The sequence below is a fragment of the Allobosea sp. 05T433 genome, from assembly GCF_056396065.1.
Genome location: NZ_JBFTKS010000008.1, coordinates 30,159 through 48,379, shown reverse-complemented (window position 1 = coordinate 48,379; position 18,221 = coordinate 30,159). Strand labels below are relative to the sequence as shown.

Here is an 18,221-nt window from a genome sequence, read left to right as displayed (position 1 = left end):
GACGATGCTGGACTGGTTTGGATCGATCGGGGGCTGGGGCTGGGTCGTGATCGGCCTCGTCCTGATTGGCGGCGAGTTGCTGGCACCCGGTGTCTTCCTGATCTGGCTCGGCCTTGCTGCGCTGCTGACTGGGCTCGTGGTTGGCCTGACCGGGGTGGGCTGGCAAGGCGCGGCGCTGATCTTCGCGGCTTTGTCGGTCGCCAGTGTCCTTGCGGGCCGGGCCCTGACCCGGCGCAAGTCGGATGAACCGGATGCGGCGCAGGGTCTGAACGACCGCGGGCGGCAGCTGATCGGCAAGGTCTTCAGGCTCGATGCCACCATGACCGGTGGCGAGGGCCGCATCCGCGTCGGCGATTCCTCCTGGCGAATCACCGGGCCCGAGCTGCTGGCTGGCTCCGAAGTGCGGGTCGTGCGCGTCGACGGTGCGACGCTGGTGGTCGAGAAAGCCTGAACGTTGCGCCGCCAGTTCATCTCGCTGATGCGAAATCGGGCTGCCCATATCGATGCGCGGGGTCTATAGGGAACTCCCGCCGCAAGCGAAGCGCACCATGCCAGACCAGACCGAACGCCTGTCGCTGCCAAAGGACCGGATCCGTGTCCTGCTGCTCGAAGGCATCAATGATTCCGCTGCCGATCTGATGGTCCAGGCCGGCTATACCAACATGATCCGCCTGCCCAAGGCACTCGATCACGATGAGCTGCTCAAGGCTGTCGAGAAGGTGCATGTGCTCGGCATCCGTTCGCGTTCGCAGCTCACGGCCGACGTTTTCGAGCGCGCAAGCCGCCTCTTTGCCGTCGGCTGCTTCTCGGTTGGAACCAATCAGGTCGACCTGCAGGCCGCCCGCGCGCGTGGCGTCCCCGTTTTCAATGCGCCGTTCTCGAATACCCGCAGCGTCGCCGAGCTCACCATTGGCGAGATCGTCATGCTGCTGCGGCGCATCCCCGACCGGTCGCGTTCTGCGCATGACGGCGGCTGGGACAAGTCGGCCAATGGCAGCTTCGAGGTGCGCGGCAAGACGCTCGGGATCATCGGCTACGGCAATATCGGCAGCCAGCTCTCGACACTGGCCGAGGCGATGGGCATGCGGGTGCTCTATTTCGACCACACCGACCGGCTGCGTCATGGCAATACCGAACCCGTCGACAGCCTGAAGCACTTGCTCGGCTCCTGCGACGTGATCTCGCTGCATGTGCCGGAGACGCCCGCGACCCATGGCATGATCGGCAAGGCCGAGATCGCCGCGATGCGCAAGGGCAGCTATCTCATCAACAATTCGCGCGGCACCGTCGTCGATCTCGATGCGCTGGCCGAGGCGCTGGGCAGCGGCCATCTTGCGGGGGCCGCCGTCGATGTGTTCCCAAAGGAGCCTGCCTCGAACAGCGAGCGCTTCGTCTCGCCGCTGCAGGGCCTGCCCAATGTCATCCTGACGCCGCATGTCGGAGGCTCGACGGAGGAGGCACAGGAGCGCATCGGTGCCGAGGTGGCGCGCAAGCTGGTCGATTATTCGGATATCGGTTCGACTGTCGGCGCGGTGAACTTCCCGCAGGTGCAACTGGCGCCGCGTCCGATCGGGACGCGCTTCATCCATGTCCAGCGCAACGAGCCCGGCATGCTGCGGCGGCTGAACGACATCTTCGCCCGGCGCGAGGTCAATATCTCCGCCCAGAACTACCAGACCGATGGCGAGATCGGCTATGTCGTGATGGAGGCCGACCGCATCGGTGCCGATGCGGACGCCATCCTGGCCGAGATCAGGGCGCTCGACGGCACGATCCGGGCGCGGTTGCTCTACGAGAGGCAGTGAGCGGGTAACCCGCTCACGCCGTCGTCTTCAGCCCGACGATGCCGACGAGCACCAGCGCGATCCAGAAGAGACGGGCGATCGTGGCCGGCTCGCCGAAGACGAGGATGCCGACGAGCACCGAGCCGAGCGCGCCGATGCCTGTCCAGACCGCATAGGCCGTGCCGAGCGGCAGCACGTCCAGCGCCTTGATCAGAAGCACGACGAAGACGACCAGAAGCAGCACCGAGACAAGCGCCCAGTGCAGGTCGCGAAAGCCGTTGGCCTTCTTCATGCTGAGCGCCCAGGCGACATCGACGATGCCGGAGACGACGAGGGCGATCCAGGCCCAGCCCGTTGTCATGACGCGCTCCTGAGCCGTTCCGTGCCAATTCCCACCGTGACTGCAAAGCTGGCGGCGATCTCTTCAAGACGGGCATGCACATGCGTGCGGCCTTCAGCGACCTCCTGATCCGGACCGATCGTGGGCCCCTGGCAGACCACGATGGCGTCGCTGAGGCCAATGAAGCCGAGTGCTGCCTTGAGATAGGGCGTCGCAAGATCGGGCCGACCCCGGCTCGGCCCTTCGCTATAGTCGCCAGCGCTTGCGAGGATGGCGAGCGTCGGGCGCGACCTCAGCAGCGGCGTGTATCCCGTCGCAGGATCGAAGGAGAAGCTCAGCCCCGGCTGGGTGACGAGGTCGATCCAGTGCTTGAGCTTGTAGGGGATACCGAAATTCCACATCGGCGTCGCGATCAGCACGAGATCGGCTCCGGCGAGACGGGCGATCATTCCCTCGATGACCCGCCAGGCCGCCTGTTCCGGGGCGTTGAGATCGCGCCTGGCGAGGCGGGCATATTTCGCCGCCAGCATGGCGCCGTCGAATTGCGGCAGCTCCGCGGCCCAGAGGTCGAGCGTCTCGACCGAGAGTGTGGGCAGCCTTGCCTGGAGGGCGGCAAGGAAGTGCTGCGCGCTGGAAGACGAGGCCGAATCCGCCTTGCGCGGGGAAGCCTGGATGAAGAGCAGCCGTGTCATGTGACGCAAACCTCGTAACGTAGACGCTCCAAGCGGGAGCGCGACTGCATGAAAGGTGGATTGCGCTGATGCGACTTCAAATGCTTGATATGCGAAATGATTTCGCAAGAATGCGACGACGATGTTGACCCATGATGATCTCGCCCTGATCCTCGCGATCGCGCGCGCCGGCCGGATGAAGCAGGTGGCCGAGATGCTCCAGACCCATCCGGCGACGGCCTATCGCAGGCTCGAGGCGCTGGAGCGTCGGCTTGGCAATCCGCTCTTCGAACGCGGGGTGGACGGCTATGTCCCGACGGTGTTCGCGGAGGAGATCATCCAACGCGCGGGCGATATCGAGCAGCGGCTGGATGAACTGAACCGGGCGGTCGCGGGCCGGGACAACCGCCTCCGCGGCACGCTGAAGGTCACGACGGTCGATACGCTGGCCTATATCGTCGCGCCGATCGTGCTCAGCTTCGCGGACGCGCATCCGCAGATGTCGGTTGAGCTGCAATTCTCCAATGCGATGGCCGATATGGCGCGCAACGAGGCCGATGTTGCCATCAGGCCGACGCATGCTCCGCCGGAAGCCCTGGTCGGGCAGCGGGCCGCGCGCTTCGGCTTTGCAGCCTATTCGGCGAATGACGACGGAGGTGTGCGAGACATGACCCAGCTTCTGGCGACTCGGCGATGGATCGGCCTTGCGCCGGCCCTGATGCATGCCCCGGCGGCGCGCTGGCTGCGTGATCACGTTCCGACGGAGCGTGTCGGTGCAAGCGTGGATTCATTCTTCGCGGCGGCCGTTGCGGCGCGATCAGGGGCTCATGCGCTTTTGCCGAGCTATCTCGGCGACGAGCCATCGCTCGGACTGGCTCGCCTGAGCGAGCCGGTTCCTGAGCTTGCATCCGAGATCTGGGTTTTGACCCATCCCGATCTGCGTCATGCCGCCCGGGTCCGGGCCTTCACCCGGCACGCGGCGAAGGCATTGCGCGAGCGATTGGCCTGACGGTTCAGGCGACGCCGAGCGTCAGCAGGTCATGCACATGCACGAGGCCGACCGGACGTTCCTCAGCGTCCGCGACGACCAATGCCGTGATGCGCAACCGGTTGACCATCTCGAGTGCCTCGACGGCCAGCGCATCGGGGGCGATGCGGCGCGGGGATGGGGTCATCACATCGCGGGCGCGCAAAGCGCTCGGCCCGCCGGAGCCGAGCTTGCGGCGCAGGTCGCCATCGGTGACGATGCCGGCGAGGCGCCCGTCGAGATCGGTGACAATTGCGCAGCCAAAACCCTTGGCCGAGATCATCGCGATCACATCCGGCAGCGCAGTGTCGAGGCCGACGCGGGGCAGGCCCTCGCCACGATGCATGATGCTCTCGACCGTCTTGAGCTGCGCGCCGAGCTTGCCGCCGGGGTGGTAGACGAAGAAATCCTGGCGCGAAAAGCCACGGGCCTCGAGCAGGGCAATCGCGAGCGCGTCGCCGAGCGCGATCTGCATGGTCGTCGAGGTCGTGGGGGCGAGCCCGTTCGGGCAGGCCTCTTCCGCCTTCGGGATCACGAGGGCAATGTCGGCCTCGCGGCCAAGCGCGCTCTCGGCATTGGCGGTCAGCGCGATCAGGCCGACGCGGAAACGGCGGGTATAGGCGACGATGGCGGACAGCTCCGCCGCCTCTCCGGACCAGGAGAGGGCGATGACGACATCCTCCGGCTGGACCATGCCGAGATCGCCATGGCTCGCTTCGGCCGGATGCACGAAGAGGGCAGGGGTCCCGGTCGAAGCCAAGGTCGCTGCGAGCTTACGCCCGACATGGCCCGATTTGCCCATGCCGGTGACGACGACACGGCCGGCGGCAGCGCGGATCAACTCCACAGCGGCTGCAAAGGGTTCGCCCAGGCCGTTGGCGAGCGCGGTGTGAAGCGTATCGAGCCCGGTGCGCTCGGTCGCGATGGTGCGGAGCGCCGAGGCGCGGATATCGGCTGTCATGGCTGGGGCGTCTAGCACAGTCCGGGCGGGGACTTCCACCGTCAAGCCTTGCAGCAGGACTGCCAAGCCTCGCAGCAGGGCTGCCAAGCCTCGCAGCAGGGTGCATTGACGGCACGTTAACCCTCTTCGTTCTAACTCCGTTAACCATGCGCGCCATCCGGGCGCGCCTTGGCTTGTTCCGGAGTTCGCTCTCCTCGTGTCCCGTCGCGTCACGACCGTGCTTTTGACAGGCGCTGCAGCAGCAGGCCTTGCGGCGGCATGGCCGGCGATCGATACGGCATGGGCGCAGCAGGCGCGGGCCCCGAGCCTGCGCAGCACCGTACCCGCCTATGTCGCCCAGGCCCAGGCGACGCCGGATCAGGCACAGCAGAACGCGACCTCGCCGATTCCCGAGGCGGTGCGCGATCCGGCTGCCTTGATCCAGAACCAGCCTTCGACGATTTCCAACCGCGCGCCGCCGCGCGCCAGCCGCCAGGTCCTGGCGCCCGGCCTTCGCGGCGTCACGCAGCGCCAGTTCCGCGCGCCCCAACCGGCCGTTTCGACATTGCCGCAACCAGGCCCGGCGGCGCCGCCGCCGCTGCGGCGGCGTTCGATCGTCGAGGAAGACCCCTACGCGCCGCTGGGGCTCAGGCTTGGCAATGTCATTCTGACCCCGGCGACGACGAATTCCGTTGGCTATGACAGCAATCCGCAGCGCGTCTCCGGCCCGAACAAGGGCTCAGGCTTCGCTCGTTACGAGGGCGAGCTTGGCATCCAGTCGGACTGGAACGTGCATCAGTTGAGGGGCAGGCTGCGCGGCGCCTATTCCGAGTATTTTCGCGATGGCGAAGCCTCGCGCCCGGATGGCGAGGGGGCGCTTGATCTTCGGCTCGATGCCACCCGCGATACCCGCATCCTGCTGGAAAGCCGCCTCAGGCTCGATACGCAGCGTCCCGGTTCGCCGGACCTCAATGCGCCGGTCGTCGGCCGGCCGCTGACCTATTTCTATGGCGGCTCGGCCGGTGTCACGCATGACATCAACCGTCTGCAGCTGACGCTACGGGGTTCAGTCGACCGCCAGGACTTCGAGAACGCGAAGCTGATCAGCGGCGCAACCCTGAGCCAGGCCGACCGCAACCAGACGGACTATGGCTTGCGGCTACGAGCCGGCTATGAGCTGACGCCGGGCCTCAGGCCTTTCATCCAGGGCGATATTGACACGCGCCAGTATGACCAGCGGGTGGATTCCAATGGGTTTGAGCGCTCTTCGAACGGGTACACCGTCAGTGTCGGCTCCACTTTCGAAATCAGCCGGCTGGTCACGGGCGAAGTGTCCGTGGGCTATCAGGACCGGGCCTATGAGGATCCCCGGCTGAGGAACCTGCGCGGCATGGTTGGCGATGCCGCGATCCTGTGGACGCCGACCCCTTTGACGACGGTGACGCTGCGCGGCACCTCCGAGCTTGGCGATACGACGATCTCGGGCAGCAGCGGCACCTGGGCGCGACGAGCCACCCTCGAGGTGGCTCATGCCTTGCGCCGCAATCTGACTGTGACCGGCTTCACCACCTTCGGCCGCACCGCCTATGAGGGGCAGGGGCTGCGTGAAGATTATACGGCGATCGGCGCCCGGCTCGAATACAAGCTGACGCGGACCTTCGCCGTGCGGGCGAGCTTCACCCACGAACGCCTGAACTCGACTGCGCCGAACTCGGATTACACGGCCAATGTCGCGCAGGTCGGCCTGCGGCTGCAGTTCTAAGCCAGGCTTGGCATGATGGCCGGCGCCGCGCCGGCCCCCTCATCACCTCGGGTTCCCGGGCCCGCATCGGGCCTGGCCCGGGAACGACGGTGCGACGGTTACGCCTCGAGCAGCCGCTCGATTTCCGCGCGCAGTTGCGGGCCAAGGTCGCCGCGCTGGAGCGCATAGGCGATGTTGGCGGTCAGGAAGCCGAGTTTCGAACCGGTGTCGTATATATCCCCATCGAAGCGCACGGCGTAGAAGGGCTCCTGCCGGGATAGTGCGATCATCGAATCGGTGAGCTGGATTTCGCCGCCGGCGCCTGTTTCCTGGTTCGCCAGCAGATTGAAGATCGTCGGCTGCAGGATGTAGCGGCCGGTGATGTGCAGATTCGAGGGGGCCGTTCCCTTTGCCGGCTTCTCGACCATCTTCGTGATCTTCGAGACCTTGGCCTTCACGTCCTCGACGCCGACGATCCCGTATTGATGGGTCTGGTCGTCCGGCACCGGCGCCACGCCGATGTGGTTGCCGCCGTGCTTCTCGAAGGCGTCGATCATCTCGGCGAGGCAGCCCTTGCCGAGGCTGTGATGGAGCATATCCGGCAGCAGCAAGGCGAAGGGCTCGTCACCGATGACATCGCGTGCGCACCAGACGGCGTGGCCAAGGCCAAGCGGAGCCTGCTGACGGAGGAAGCTCGCGGCGCCCGCCGGCGGCAGATCCGCCCTGAGCGCCTCCAGTTCCTTCATCTTGCCGCGCTTGGCCAATGTGTCATCGAGCTCATAGGCGATATCAAAATGGTCTTCGATCACGCCCTTGTTGCGGCCGGTGACGAAGACGAAATGCTCGATGCCGGCTGCCCTGGCCTCGTCGACGACATGCTGGACGACCGGACGGTCGACGATGGTCAGCATTTCCTTGGGGACCGCCTTGGTGGCGGGAAGGAAGCGGGTACCAAGGCCCGCGACGGGAAGGACGGCCTTGCGGATGCGTTTCGTCATGAAAAACCCATTTCGCGCACCGAGCGTGGTGCGCCTGCGTCGGAAGGGCAAAGCGTAGGAAGCCGGCGTGCCCCGATCAATGCCAGCTGTTGCCAAGGCTGTCGCGCAATTCTGGCGAAAGGCGGGCCAGCCTGTTCCTGATACCAATCGTCGCTTGATGCGTCGTCAATCCTTTTTGCTTAAGGCCTATGCCAGAGCGATGACAATCGGAGACGATACATGACGATTCTGGTCTCGGGCGGCGCCGGCTATATCGGCAGCCATATGGTGCTGGAGCTGCTCGATCGCGGCGAAAAGGTCGTCGTGCTCGACGATCTCTCGACCGGCTTCTGGTGGGCCGTGCCCCCGGAAGCGACATTCGTACAAGGCGATATGGGCGATCAGGCTCTGGTCGAGCGCGTCATCGCCGAGCATGGCATCACCGAGATTGCGCATTTCGCAGCCAAGATCGTGGTGCCCGATTCGGTTTCCGATCCGCTTGGTTACTATCTCAATAACACCGTGAAGACGCGCGCCCTGCTCGAGAGCGCGGTGCGCGGTGGCGTCAAGCACGTGATCTTCTCCTCGACGGCAGCAGTCTATGGTGAGCCGGCCGTCAGCCCCGTGCCCGAGGAGATCGGACTTGCGCCGATCAACCCCTATGGCCGCTCGAAGCTGATGAGCGAGTGGATGCTCGGCGATGTCGCGCGTGCCCACGGCCTGACCTATGTGGCACTGCGCTATTTCAACGTGGCCGGGGCCGATCCGCGCGGCCGTTCCGGGCAGTCCGCGGCGAACGCCACCCATCTGATCAAGGTCGCGAGCCAGGCGGCGCTCGGCCAGCGCGCCGGGCTCGAGATCTTCGGCACGGACTATCCGACGCCGGATGGCACCTGCGTGCGCGACTATATCCACGTCACCGATCTGGCGCGGGCGCATCTGGCGGCGCTCGATCATTTGCGCGATGATGGCGCCAGCCTGACACTGAACTGCGGCTATGGTCGTGGCTATTCGGTGAAGGAGGTGGTCGAGGTGGTGAAGCAGGTGTCGGGGACGGATTTCCCGGTCAAGCTCTCGCCGCGCCGGGCCGGCGATCCGGCGTCCCTGGTTGCCAAGGCCGACCGCATCCGCGCCGAACTCGGGTGGCAGCCGGAACATGACGATCTGACGCAGATCGTGACGCAAGCCCTGGCCTGGGAAGAGGTTCTGCGGACCCGAAACGCGCGGTGATTGCGCTACGTTAACCCATGGTTAATCTTGTTCGGGCGCTGTTGCTGAAGTCGTTTACCCCCAGCCTGTCCTAGCAAGGTTTTTGCCCATGCGCCGCCTGTCCCTCGTCCTCGCCGTGGCCACAGCCAGCCTCGTCCCGGCGCTGGCTCAGACGACAGGCTCGATCAACGCCTCGGCGCGCTCGCACAGCACGAATGCTGCGACCGCCGGGCAGGGCCAGGCGTCCTTCGATGCCTTCCTGCAGCGGCTCTGGCCGCAGGCGCAGGCGCGCGGCATCTCGCGCAAGACCTTCGATCTGGCCTTTCGCGGGGTGACGCCGGATGCCTCGATCGTCGCGCTGACGAAGAAGCAATCGGAGTTTTCGGCGCCGATCTGGACCTATCTCAACAACGCTGTCGGTGGCACGCGCGTCGCACGCGGGCGTGACGCTGCGGCCGACAATGCAAATACGCTCGCCCAGGTCGAAGCCCGCTATGGCGTGCCCAAGGAGGTCGTGCTCGGCGTCTGGGGCATGGAAACCAATTACGGTTCGTTCAAGGGCGACAAGGACACGATCCGCTCGCTCGCGACGCTCGCCCATATCCGCTATCGCGGCGACTTCTTCCGCGATGAACTGCTGACGGCGCTCGAGCTGATCGAAAAGGGCTATGTCGAGCGCAGCGAGCTGCGCGGCTCCTGGGCGGGAGCGATGGGGCACACCCAGTTCATGCCGTCGAGCTACATGAAATACGCCGTCGACTTCACCGGAGACGGGCATGCCGATATCTGGGCTTCGACCAGCGACGCACTGGCCTCGACCGCCAACTACCTCAAGGGCTACGGCTGGGTGCCGGGCCTGCCTTGGGGCATGGAAGTGAGGCTCCCGGAGAATTTCGATCACCGCATCAACAAGGCAAGTTTCTCTGCCTTCAACGCGGCAGGGGTGCGGCGGGCCGATGGGCGGGCGCTGCCATCCTCGGGTGAGGCGCGGCTGTTCTTTCCTGCCGGCTATCGCGGCCCCGTCATGCTGCTGACCGCGAATTTCGACGTCATCAAGAAATACAACTCCTCTGACGCCTATGCGCTTGCGGTCGGCCATCTCGGCGACCGGATCGCAGGGCGTCCGGCAATCCAGGCTGAATGGCCGGTCTCGGCGCCGCGGCTGGACATGGCAGGAACCAAGGATCTGCAGCGGCGGCTGAAGGTGCTTGGCTTCTATGATCATGATGCCGACGGGCGCATCGGCACCGGCACACGCGAGGCGGTGCGCCAATACCAGCTGAGCGCTGGCCAGATCGCCGATGGCTACCCGACGCCGGCGCTTCTCGCGCGCATGCGTGGGGCGCGCTGACTCCAGCCTCCGACCGCGGTATGATGCCGGCGAACTCCGTCGGCCGGCGTAGGACCGAGAGCGCCATGCGTTTGCGTTCACTTCTGATGGTTCTGGGGGCTGCCCTGCTCCTGCTGCTGACCGGCGGGCCGTCCTCCTTTGCCGAGAACGACACGATGCTGACGCGTGATCCCACGCTGCAGCGTGGCCGCGGGTTCGTTTTTCCCTTCAGCCGACTTCAGCCGCAGCCCCAGCCCGCGCCACAGCGCCAGCGCGTGGCGCCAGCCCAGGCACGCAGGACGTCGCCGGTGGTCGTACGCGACGATCCGGTCATCCCCAAGGTCGATGTCAGCCACCATATCGTCGTGCTGGGGGATTCGCTTGGCGATCTCGTGGTCGGCGGGCTCGTCGAGGCCTTGAATGATCGTCCCGACGTCGCGGTGATGCGCAAGACGAAACTCGAATCCGGTCTTGTCCGCGCCGATTTCTACGATTGGCCCAAGGCGGTCACCGATCTGCTGGCGAGCGACCAGAAGATCACCGTCGCCGTGATGCTGCTCGGGCTCAATGATCGGCAAGCGATCCGTGAAGGCGAGACCCTTCATGAGCCGCTGAGCGAGCGTTGGCTGGAACTCTATCGGGATCGGGTCGACGGCATCGCCGGGGCTTTTGCGGCGAAACGCATTCCCTTGCTCTGGGTCGGTCTCCCGCCCGTCCAGAATTCACGCCTTACCGCCGACTATGTCATTCTCAACGACGTCTATCGGCAGCGTGTCGAGCGGGCCGGCGGCCAGTACATCGATCTCTGGGGCGGTTATGTCGATGCCGAGAACCGCTATAGGGCGATGGGGCCCGATGTATCCGGGCAGACGACGCGATTGCGCACCGCCGATGGCATTCATTTCACCAAGGCGGGGGCACGCAAGGCCGCTCACTTCATCGATGTGGTGATCCGCCGTCTGATCGAGGGGCGTCCGGAACAAGGCGTGATCGCGCTTCCGGTCGCGCCCGAGACCGGGGCTCCAAGCAATCCGGAACTGCAGGCCGGCGGCATCGAACGCCTGATCGACCGTATGGTCCAGGGATTGCCCGACCTCGGCGGCCTTGGCCCCTTGCTGCAGGCAAAGCCGCTCGCAGGTCCGATCATGCCGCTAACAGGGGTGTCGTCCAATGGGGACCGGGCGCTGCTCGCCTCGATCCAGGAGGCGAGAGGACGGGGCGACCTCGCCACCCAACTCGACCGCGTGTTCGGCGAGGGGGTCGCGAGCGAACCGAAGCCGGGTCGCATCGACGATTACCGCTGGCCGCGCCGGAACTGACCGGAACCGACACGAATATCCCGCTTCCCTTCGGGAGAAGGGGAGCCCCGCAGCGCCGAGACGGGCAAGGGGCAACTCGGGCCACCTGCTCCCCTCATGCGCCGCCGGCTGCGACATGTCCTCCCCGAGCGGGAGAAGGGATCTCCCTATCGCGGCAGGATGGTCTCGCCCATCAGGTGCTTGTCGATGGAATGGGCCATCTGGCGACCTTCGCGGATCGCCCAGACGACCAGCGACTGGCCGCGGCGCATGTCGCCGGCGACAAACACCTTCTCGACCGAAGTCTTGTAGGCGAGCGTGTTCGCCTCGACATTGCCGCGCTTGTCGAGCGTGACGCCGAGCTTCTCGATCAAGCCTTCACGGACCGGCGAGACGAAGCCCATGGCGAGCAGGACGAGATCGGCCCTGAGGTCGAACTCGGTGCCCGGGATCGGCTTCAGCGCATTGTCGACGCGGGCGCAGTTCAGCCGGCGGACCTGGCCATTCTCGCCGGTGAACTTCAGCGTGGTGATGGCGAAGTCGCGCTCGGCCCCCTCCTCGTGACTGGAGGAGGTTCGGAGCTTGAGCGGCCAGTTCGGCCAGGTCAGCGCCTTGTTTTCCTTCTCCGGCGGCTGCGGCATGATCTCGATCTGAGTCACCGAGAGCGCACCCTGGCGCACCGAGGTGCCGATGCAGTCAGACCCGGTATCGCCGCCGCCGATGACCACGACATGCTTGCCCGTCGCCAGGATCTCGGCACCATTGCCGTTGGCTGCCTCGCCGCCGACGCGACGGTTCTGCTGCGGCAGAAAATCCATGGCGAACTGGATGCCAGCGAGCTCGCGACCCTCGATCGGCAGATCACGCGGCTTCTCGGCGCCACCGGTCAGGCCGACGGCGTCATAGCGCGCCAGCAACTCGGCCGGGTCGATATCGACGCCGACATTGGCATTGTAGTGGAAGACGACGCCTTCGGCCTCCATCTGGCGGACACGGCGCTCGACATGGGACTTCTCCATCTTGAAGTCCGGAATGCCGTAGCGCAGCAGGCCGCCGGCGCGCGCCTGGCGCTCATAGAGATGCACCTCGTGGCCGACACGGGCGAGCTGCTGGGCCGCAGCGAGGCCCGCCGGACCGGAGCCGATGATGGCGATCTTCCTGCCGGTCTTGGCACGCGGCAGTTGGGGGATGATCCAGCCCTCCTGCCAGCCCTTGTCGACGATCGCACATTCGATCGATTTGATGGTGACCGGCGTGTCCTCGAGATTCAGCGTGCAGGACGCCTCGCAGGGGGCAGGGCAGACGCGGCCGGTGAACTCCGGGAAGTTGTTGGTCGAGTGCAGGTTGTCCAGCGCCTCGCGCCACTTGTCGTTGTAGACGAGGTCGTTCCAGTCCGGGATCTGGTTGTTGACCGGACAGCCGTTGTGACAATACGGGATGCCGCAATTCATGCAGCGCGCCGCCTGGTCGCGGGTTGCCTCCGCGCCGAGCGGAATGACGAATTCCTTGTAGTTCCTGATCCGGTCCGAAGCCGGAAGGTACTTCCGGTCGCGACGGTCGATCTCGAGGAAGCCGGTTACCTTGCCCATCGTCTCACATCCGCCTGATTGGGTTACTCGGCCGCGACCGACATGCCGGCTTGCGCCCGCTCGATTTCGAGGAGGGCACGCCGGTATTCGACCGGCATGACCTTGACGAATTTGGGCAGGTATTCCGTCCAGTTCTCGAGAATGTCCTTGGCCCGCTGCGAGCCCGTGTAGCGGTGATGATCGGCGACGAGCTGGTGCAGGCGCTCGGCGTCGTATCCGGACATGTTGGCCATCACGTCGATCCGGCCCTTGAACTCGAGGTCGCCGCCATGGTGGTGGATGCGCTGCATCAGCTCCTCCTCCTCGGTGACCGGCTCGAGATCGACCATGGAGAGGTTGCAGCGCTTGGCGAAGCTCTTGTCCTCGTCGAGCACATAGGCGACACCGCCGGACATGCCGGCCGCGAAGTTGCGGCCGGTCTGGCCGAGCACGACGACGACGCCGCCGGTCATGTATTCGCAGCCATGATCGCCGGTGCCCTCGACCACGGCGATCGCGCCGGAATTGCGCACGGCGAAGCGCTCGCCGGCGACGCCGCGGAAGTAGCATTCGCCCGAGATTGCGCCGTAGAGCACGGTGTTGCCGACGATGATCGAATTCTCGGCGATGGTTTGCGCATCCGGCGACGGCCGGATGATCAGCTTCCCGCCTGAGAGACCCTTGCCGACATAGTCATTGGCCTGGCCCGTGAGATCGAGTGTGACGCCATTGGCGACCCAGGCGCCAAAGCTCTGGCCGGCCGTGCCGGTGAGCTTCACCGTGATCGTGTCCGCCGGCAGGCCGGCATAGCCGTAGCGCTTGGCGACTTCGCCCGAGAGCATCGCACCGGTCGAGCGGTCGACGTTGCGGATCGGGCTCGTGATGACCACAGCCTCGCCCTTGTCGAGGGCGGATGCAGCCTCGGCGAGCAGCGTCCGGTCGAGCACGGTGTCGATCGGGTGCTTCTGGCGCTCGACATGGCGGATGGCGACTTCGCCCTTCACCTCCGGCTTGTGGAAAATCCGGGTGAAGTCGAGTCCCTTTGCCTTCCAGTGGTCGATCGCCTGCTTCTTGTCGAGCCAGTCGGAGCGGCCGACGAGATCGTCAAACCTGGCGACGCCGAGGCTCGCCATGATCTCGCGCACGTCCTCGGCGAGGAAGAAGAAGAAGTTGATGACGTGCTCGGGCGCGCCCTTGAAGCGCTTGCGCAGCACCGGATCCTGGGTCGCGACGCCGACCGGGCAGGTGTTGAGGTGGCACTTGCGCATCATGATGCAGCCGGCCGCAATCAGCGGAGCGGTGGCAAAGCCGAACTCGTCGGCGCCGAGCAGGGCACCGATGATGATGTCGCGGCCGGTGCGAAGGCCGCCATCGACTTGCAGCGCGATACGCCCGCGCAGCTTGTTCAGCACCAGGACCTGATGGGTCTCGGCGAGGCCGATCTCCCAGGGTGATCCGGCATGCTTGATCGAGGTCAGCGGCGATGCGCCGGTGCCGCCCTCATAGCCCGATATGGTGATGTGGTCGGCGCGTGCCTTGGCGACGCCGGCCGCAACCGTGCCGACGCCGAGCTCCGAGACGAGCTTGACCGAGACATCGGCCGCCGGGTTGACGTTCTTCAGGTCGAAGATCAGCTGGGCCAGATCCTCGATCGAGTAGATGTCGTGATGCGGCGGCGGCGAGATCAGGCCGACGCCCGGGGTCGAATGCCGGACCTTGGCGATGCGCGCGTCGACCTTGTGGCCGGGCAGCTGGCCGCCCTCGCCGGGCTTGGCGCCCTGCGAGATCTTGATCTGCATCATGTCGGAATTGGCGAGGTATTCGACCGTGACGCCGAAGCGGCCGGAGGCGACCTGCTTGATCGCCGAGCGCATCGAGCGGCCGTCGGGCAGCTTGACGAAGCGCTCTGGCTCCTCGCCGCCTTCGCCGGTGTTCGACTTGCCGCCGATCGTGTTCATGGCGATGGCGAGCGTCGAATGCGCCTCATGGCTGATCGAACCGAAGGACATGGCGCCGGTCGAGAAACGGCGCACGATCGAGGCCGCCGACTCGACCTGATCGAGCGGGATCGGCTTGGTGCCGAGCGCGTCGGCATCCTTGATCTGAAACAGCCCACGGATCGTCGAGAAACGCTGGCTCTGGTCGTTCACCAGCTCGGCATAGGCCTTGTACTTGTCCTGCGCATTGCCGCGGACGGCATGCTGGAGCAGCGAGATGTTCTCCGGCGTCCAGGCATGGTCCTCGCCGCGGATACGGAAGGCGTATTCGCCGCCGATATCGAGCGCATCGCGATAGACCGGCGAGTCGCCGAAAGCATCGCGATGCCGGCGCACGGTTTCTTCCGCGAGCTCCGGCAGGCCGACGCCCTCGATCGAGGACACGGTGCCGGCAAAGTACTTGTTGATCGTCTCGGTCTTCAGGCCGATCGCGTCGAAGATCTGCGCGCCGCAATAGGACTGATAGGTCGAGATGCCCATCTTGGACATGACCTTGAGCAGGCCCTTGCCGACAGACTTGATGAAGCGCTTGACGACCTCGTAGCGGTCGACCTCCGGCGGGAACTCGCCGGCCTCGTAGAGCGCCTCGAGCGTTTCGAAGGCGAGATAGGGGTTGATCGCCTCGGCGCCGAAGCCGGCAAGACAGGCGAAGTGATGAATTTCGCGCGGCTCGCCGGATTCCACAACGAGACCGACCGAGGTGCGCAGGCCCTTGCGGATCAGGTGGTGATGGACAGCGGCCGTCGCCAGCAGAGCCGGGATCGGAATGCGGTCCGGCCCCACCTGCCGGTCGGAGAGGATGATGATGTTGTAGCCGCCATGCACGGCCGCCTCGGCCCGTTCGCAGAGCCGTGCGATAGCGCCTTCCATGCCGGCTGCGCCTTCGCGCGCGGGATAGGTGATGTCGATCGTCTTGGTGTCGAAGCGGTCCTCGTAGTGACCGATGCAACGGATCTTCTCGAGATCGTCATTGGTCAGGATCGGCTGGCGCACTTCAAGGCGCTTGCGGCGCGAGGTGCCCTCCAGGTCGAGGATGTTCGGCCGCGGCCCGATGAAGGAGAGCAGGCTCATCACCAGCTCTTCGCGGATCGGGTCGATCGGCGGGTTCGTGACCTGTGCGAAGTTCTGCTTGAAATAGGTGTAGAGCAGCTTCGACTTCGAGGAGAGCGCCGAGATCGGCGTGTCGGTGCCCATCGAGCCGACGGCCTCCTGGCCGGTCACGGCCATGGGCGCCATCAGGATCTTGGTGTCTTCCTGGGTGTACCCGAAGGCCTGCTGACGATCGAGCAGGGCGACATCGGTGCGCGAGGCGCGCGCCTCGACCGGCGGCAGCTCCTCCAGCACGATCTGGGTCCGCTTCAGCCAGTCCTTGTAGGGATTGGCGAGGCAGAGCGAGGTCTTGATCTCGTCATCGCCGATGATGCGGCCTTGATCGAGATCGATGAGCAGCATCTTGCCGGGCTGGAGACGCCACTTCTGGACGATCTTCTCTTCCGGGATCGGCAGCACGCCATATTCCGAAGCGAGCACGACGAGACCGTCATCGGTGACGAGATAGCGCGCGGGCCGCAGGCCGTTGCGGTCAAGCGTCGCGCCGATCTGCTTGCCGTCGGTGAAGGCGATGGCGGCAGGGCCGTCCCAGGGCTCCATCAAGGCGGCGTGATATTCGTAGAAGGCGCGGCGCTCTTCATCCATGAGCGGGTTGCCGGCCCAGGCCTCGGGCACGAGCATCATCATGGCATGGGCGAGCGAATAGCCGCCCTGGACCAGGAATTCGAGGGCGTTGTCGAAGCAGGCGGTGTCGGACTGGCCCTCGTAGGAAATCGGCCAGAGCTTCGAGATATCCGCGCCAAACAGCTCGGAATCGACCGAGGCCTGACGAGCAGCCATCCAGTTGACGTTGCCGCGCAGCGTGTTGATCTCGCCATTATGCGCCACCATCCGGTAGGGGTGGGCAAGGCGCCAGGACGGGAACGTGTTGGTGGCGAAGCGCTGGTGGACGAGCGCAATCGCGCTCTCGAAGCGCGGATCGGTCAGGTCCTTGAAATAGGAGCCGAGCTGCGTGACGAGCACCATGCCCTTGTAGACGATGGTGCGGGCCGACATCGAGACCGGGTAATAGGTCGCGGTGGCGCGGTCCTGGCGCTTGTAGACCTTATTCGAAACAGACTTGCGCAGGACATAGACCTTGCGCTCGAAATCATCCTCGTCGGTGATCTCGACCGGACGGCCAACGAAAAGCTGGCGATGGGTCGGCTCGGTTTCCTTCACCGCTTCGCCGAGGTCGCTGTTATCGACCGGTACGTCGCGCCAGCCGAGGAAGACCAGGCCTTCCTCCTCGACCGTCTGTGCGACGATCTCCTCGCAGACGGCGCGGTCGCCGGCATCCTGCGGCATGAAGAACTGGCCGATGGCGTAGTGGCCGGGCTCGGGCAGGGCGATGCCGAGCTTCGCGCATTCCTCTTGGAAGAAGCGATGCGGAATCTGGGTGAGGATACCGCAACCATCGCCTAGCTTGGGGTCGGCGCCGACAGCGCCGCGATGGTCGATATTGTGCAGGATCTGCAGGCCCTGCTCGACGATCGCATGGGTCTTGCGGTTCTTCATGTCGGCGATGAAGCCGACGCCGCAGGAATCCTTCTCGAAGGACGGATCGTAGAGGCCCTGGCGCTCGGGCATGGCCGGATCGCGCACCGTCAGGACCGGCTCGGTGGCCGTCATGGTCGTCACAGCTTTGCTGCTGAAGACACCCGACTTGCTGGTTCCGCTCATCGTCAAACCCCGCTTGCCATACCCCTCGCGCTTCCGCCGAGAGACCCGCATCAGTCTACATCGCCGTCCGCACCGGCCCCTGCTAGCCTTCAAGGCAGCAAGGATGGAGCCAGTCCGGCCAGGTTCGTCTGTCAGAGGGGGGCTTGCGCTGTTTTAATCCCGCGCCCGCGTCCTCCGCAGGCGCCTCGGGCTTCCCAGAGCCCTGTCGCGCCTGTTTACGCCGCCGTTTTACGGGCGGCGCGTTTACGGTTGGCTGTGGCGGTCGTGGCCGGGCCCCTCGTCATTGCTCCGCTCCGTTGCGATCGTCCGACATCAGGCTCGCGGCCTCATGTCAGCGCGGTGAAAAATGGGACAGTAACACTGTCCTATTGAGACGAATTTGCCAGAATTCTAATGTCGGCACAAGCGTGAATTTTGGGCGGATTGGAAATATTGTTGCGATATGCGTTTCGATGGCGACATTTCCGGGATGAAAGGCACAGTTGGGTCGCACGCTTCTTGTCCGAAGGGCTTATACCGGCGGCGGCCGGTCCGGGCTCAGTCGCGCCGTGCAAGGCGTCATTCCGG

The 18,221-nt window shown here is 65.3% G+C and carries 13 protein-coding genes; 7 read left to right on the top strand and 6 right to left on the bottom strand.

All coding sequences use genetic code 11. The features are described 5' to 3' along the window. Positions 1-4: 4 nt before the first annotated feature. Together AC1DGP_RS13235 and serA are read left to right on the top strand one after the other, a co-directional pair. Positions 5-451: an NfeD family protein gene (locus AC1DGP_RS13235; RefSeq protein WP_441487900.1), complete on the top strand. Its 447-nt coding sequence runs from the start codon at positions 5-7 to the stop codon at positions 449-451. 97 nt (positions 452-548) lie between these two features. After that, positions 549-1,805 (top strand): phosphoglycerate dehydrogenase, encoded by a 1,257-nt coding sequence (gene serA, locus AC1DGP_RS13230; RefSeq protein ID WP_441504329.1) that lies wholly within the window; start codon positions 549-551, stop codon positions 1,803-1,805. 13 nt (positions 1,806-1,818) lie between these two features. On the opposite strand, the gene AC1DGP_RS13225 is transcribed toward serA, so the two are convergent. Together AC1DGP_RS13225 and AC1DGP_RS13220 are read right to left on the bottom strand one after the other, a co-directional pair. Further along, positions 1,819-2,145: a DMT family transporter gene (locus AC1DGP_RS13225; protein WP_441504330.1), complete on the bottom strand. Its 327-nt coding sequence runs from the start codon at positions 2,143-2,145 to the stop codon at positions 1,819-1,821. Continuing rightward, entirely contained in the window at positions 2,142-2,816 is a 675-nt protein-coding gene (locus tag AC1DGP_RS13220; RefSeq protein ID WP_441504331.1) for an FMN-dependent NADH-azoreductase, read from the bottom strand. Before AC1DGP_RS13220 ends, AC1DGP_RS13225 begins: the two co-directional genes overlap by 4 nt. A 121-nt stretch (positions 2,817-2,937) precedes the next feature. On the opposite strand from AC1DGP_RS13220, the gene AC1DGP_RS13215 reads away from it, so the two are divergent. Further along, entirely contained in the window at positions 2,938-3,804 is an 867-nt protein-coding gene (locus tag AC1DGP_RS13215; protein ID WP_476775355.1) for a LysR family transcriptional regulator, read from the top strand. Positions 3,805-3,808: 4 nt separating this feature from the next. Here the strand turns inward: AC1DGP_RS13215 and AC1DGP_RS13210 are convergent, their stop codons facing one another. Next, positions 3,809-4,783, bottom strand: a complete 975-nt coding sequence (locus AC1DGP_RS13210; protein ID WP_113511054.1) for a KpsF/GutQ family sugar-phosphate isomerase — start codon at positions 4,781-4,783, stop codon at positions 3,809-3,811. Positions 4,784-4,979: 196 nt separating this feature from the next. Between AC1DGP_RS13210 and AC1DGP_RS13205 the strand changes: the two genes are divergently transcribed. Beyond that, entirely contained in the window at positions 4,980-6,524 is a 1,545-nt protein-coding gene (locus AC1DGP_RS13205) for an outer membrane beta-barrel protein (protein WP_441504333.1), read from the top strand. Between the two features lie 98 nt (positions 6,525-6,622). Here the strand turns inward: AC1DGP_RS13205 and galU are convergent, their stop codons facing one another. Continuing rightward, positions 6,623-7,501 (bottom strand): UTP--glucose-1-phosphate uridylyltransferase GalU, encoded by an 879-nt coding sequence (gene galU, locus AC1DGP_RS13200; RefSeq protein ID WP_441504334.1) that lies wholly within the window; start codon positions 7,499-7,501, stop codon positions 6,623-6,625. A 219-nt stretch (positions 7,502-7,720) separates the two neighbouring features. Here galU and galE point away from each other — a divergent pair, with 219 nt between their 5' ends. The 3 genes from galE (at position 7,721) to AC1DGP_RS13185 (ending at position 11,338) form a co-directional block, all read left to right on the top strand. Further along, positions 7,721-8,710, top strand: a complete 990-nt coding sequence (galE, locus tag AC1DGP_RS13195; protein WP_441487908.1) for a UDP-glucose 4-epimerase GalE — start codon at positions 7,721-7,723, stop codon at positions 8,708-8,710. Positions 8,711-8,798: 88 nt separating this feature from the next. Next, complete coding sequence (locus AC1DGP_RS13190) at positions 8,799-10,040, top strand: lytic murein transglycosylase (protein ID WP_441504335.1); 1,242 nt, start codon at positions 8,799-8,801, stop codon at positions 10,038-10,040. Positions 10,041-10,105: 65 nt separating this feature from the next. Then, positions 10,106-11,338, top strand: coding sequence for an SGNH/GDSL hydrolase family protein (locus tag AC1DGP_RS13185; RefSeq protein ID WP_441504336.1), 1,233 nt, complete (start codon positions 10,106-10,108; stop codon positions 11,336-11,338). 146 nt (positions 11,339-11,484) lie between these two features. Here the strand turns inward: AC1DGP_RS13185 and AC1DGP_RS13180 are convergent, their stop codons facing one another. Next, positions 11,485-12,906: a glutamate synthase subunit beta gene (locus AC1DGP_RS13180; RefSeq protein ID WP_069879097.1), complete on the bottom strand. Its 1,422-nt coding sequence runs from the start codon at positions 12,904-12,906 to the stop codon at positions 11,485-11,487. Between the two features lie 23 nt (positions 12,907-12,929). Next, complete coding sequence (gltB, locus tag AC1DGP_RS13175) at positions 12,930-17,603, bottom strand: glutamate synthase large subunit (RefSeq protein WP_476832229.1); 4,674 nt, start codon at positions 17,601-17,603, stop codon at positions 12,930-12,932. Positions 17,604-18,221 lie beyond the last annotated feature (618 nt).

What these genes read in the sequence shown, in the direction of transcription:
- AC1DGP_RS13220 (WP_441504331.1), bottom strand. Translation starts at nt 2,816, where the DNA reads ATGACACGGCTGCTCTTCATCCAGGCTTCCCCGCGCAAGGCGGATTCG.
- galE (WP_441487908.1), top strand. Translation starts at nt 7,721, where the DNA reads ATGACGATTCTGGTCTCGGGCGGCGCCGGCTATATCGGCAGCCATATG.
- AC1DGP_RS13190 (WP_441504335.1), top strand. Translation starts at nt 8,799, where the DNA reads ATGCGCCGCCTGTCCCTCGTCCTCGCCGTGGCCACAGCCAGCCTCGTC.
- AC1DGP_RS13210 (WP_113511054.1), bottom strand. Translation starts at nt 4,783, where the DNA reads ATGACAGCCGATATCCGCGCCTCGGCGCTCCGCACCATCGCGACCGAG.
- AC1DGP_RS13235 (WP_441487900.1), top strand. Translation starts at nt 5, where the DNA reads ATGCTGGACTGGTTTGGATCGATCGGGGGCTGGGGCTGGGTCGTGATC.
- AC1DGP_RS13185 (WP_441504336.1), top strand. Translation starts at nt 10,106, where the DNA reads ATGCGTTTGCGTTCACTTCTGATGGTTCTGGGGGCTGCCCTGCTCCTG.
- AC1DGP_RS13215 (WP_476775355.1), top strand. Translation starts at nt 2,938, where the DNA reads ATGTTGACCCATGATGATCTCGCCCTGATCCTCGCGATCGCGCGCGCC.
- AC1DGP_RS13180 (WP_069879097.1), bottom strand. Translation starts at nt 12,906, where the DNA reads ATGGGCAAGGTAACCGGCTTCCTCGAGATCGACCGTCGCGACCGGAAG.
- galU (WP_441504334.1), bottom strand. Translation starts at nt 7,501, where the DNA reads ATGACGAAACGCATCCGCAAGGCCGTCCTTCCCGTCGCGGGCCTTGGT.
- gltB (WP_476832229.1), bottom strand. Translation starts at nt 17,603, where the DNA reads ATGACGGCCACCGAGCCGGTCCTGACGGTGCGCGATCCGGCCATGCCC.
- serA (WP_441504329.1), top strand. Translation starts at nt 549, where the DNA reads ATGCCAGACCAGACCGAACGCCTGTCGCTGCCAAAGGACCGGATCCGT.
- AC1DGP_RS13225 (WP_441504330.1), bottom strand. Translation starts at nt 2,145, where the DNA reads ATGACAACGGGCTGGGCCTGGATCGCCCTCGTCGTCTCCGGCATCGTC.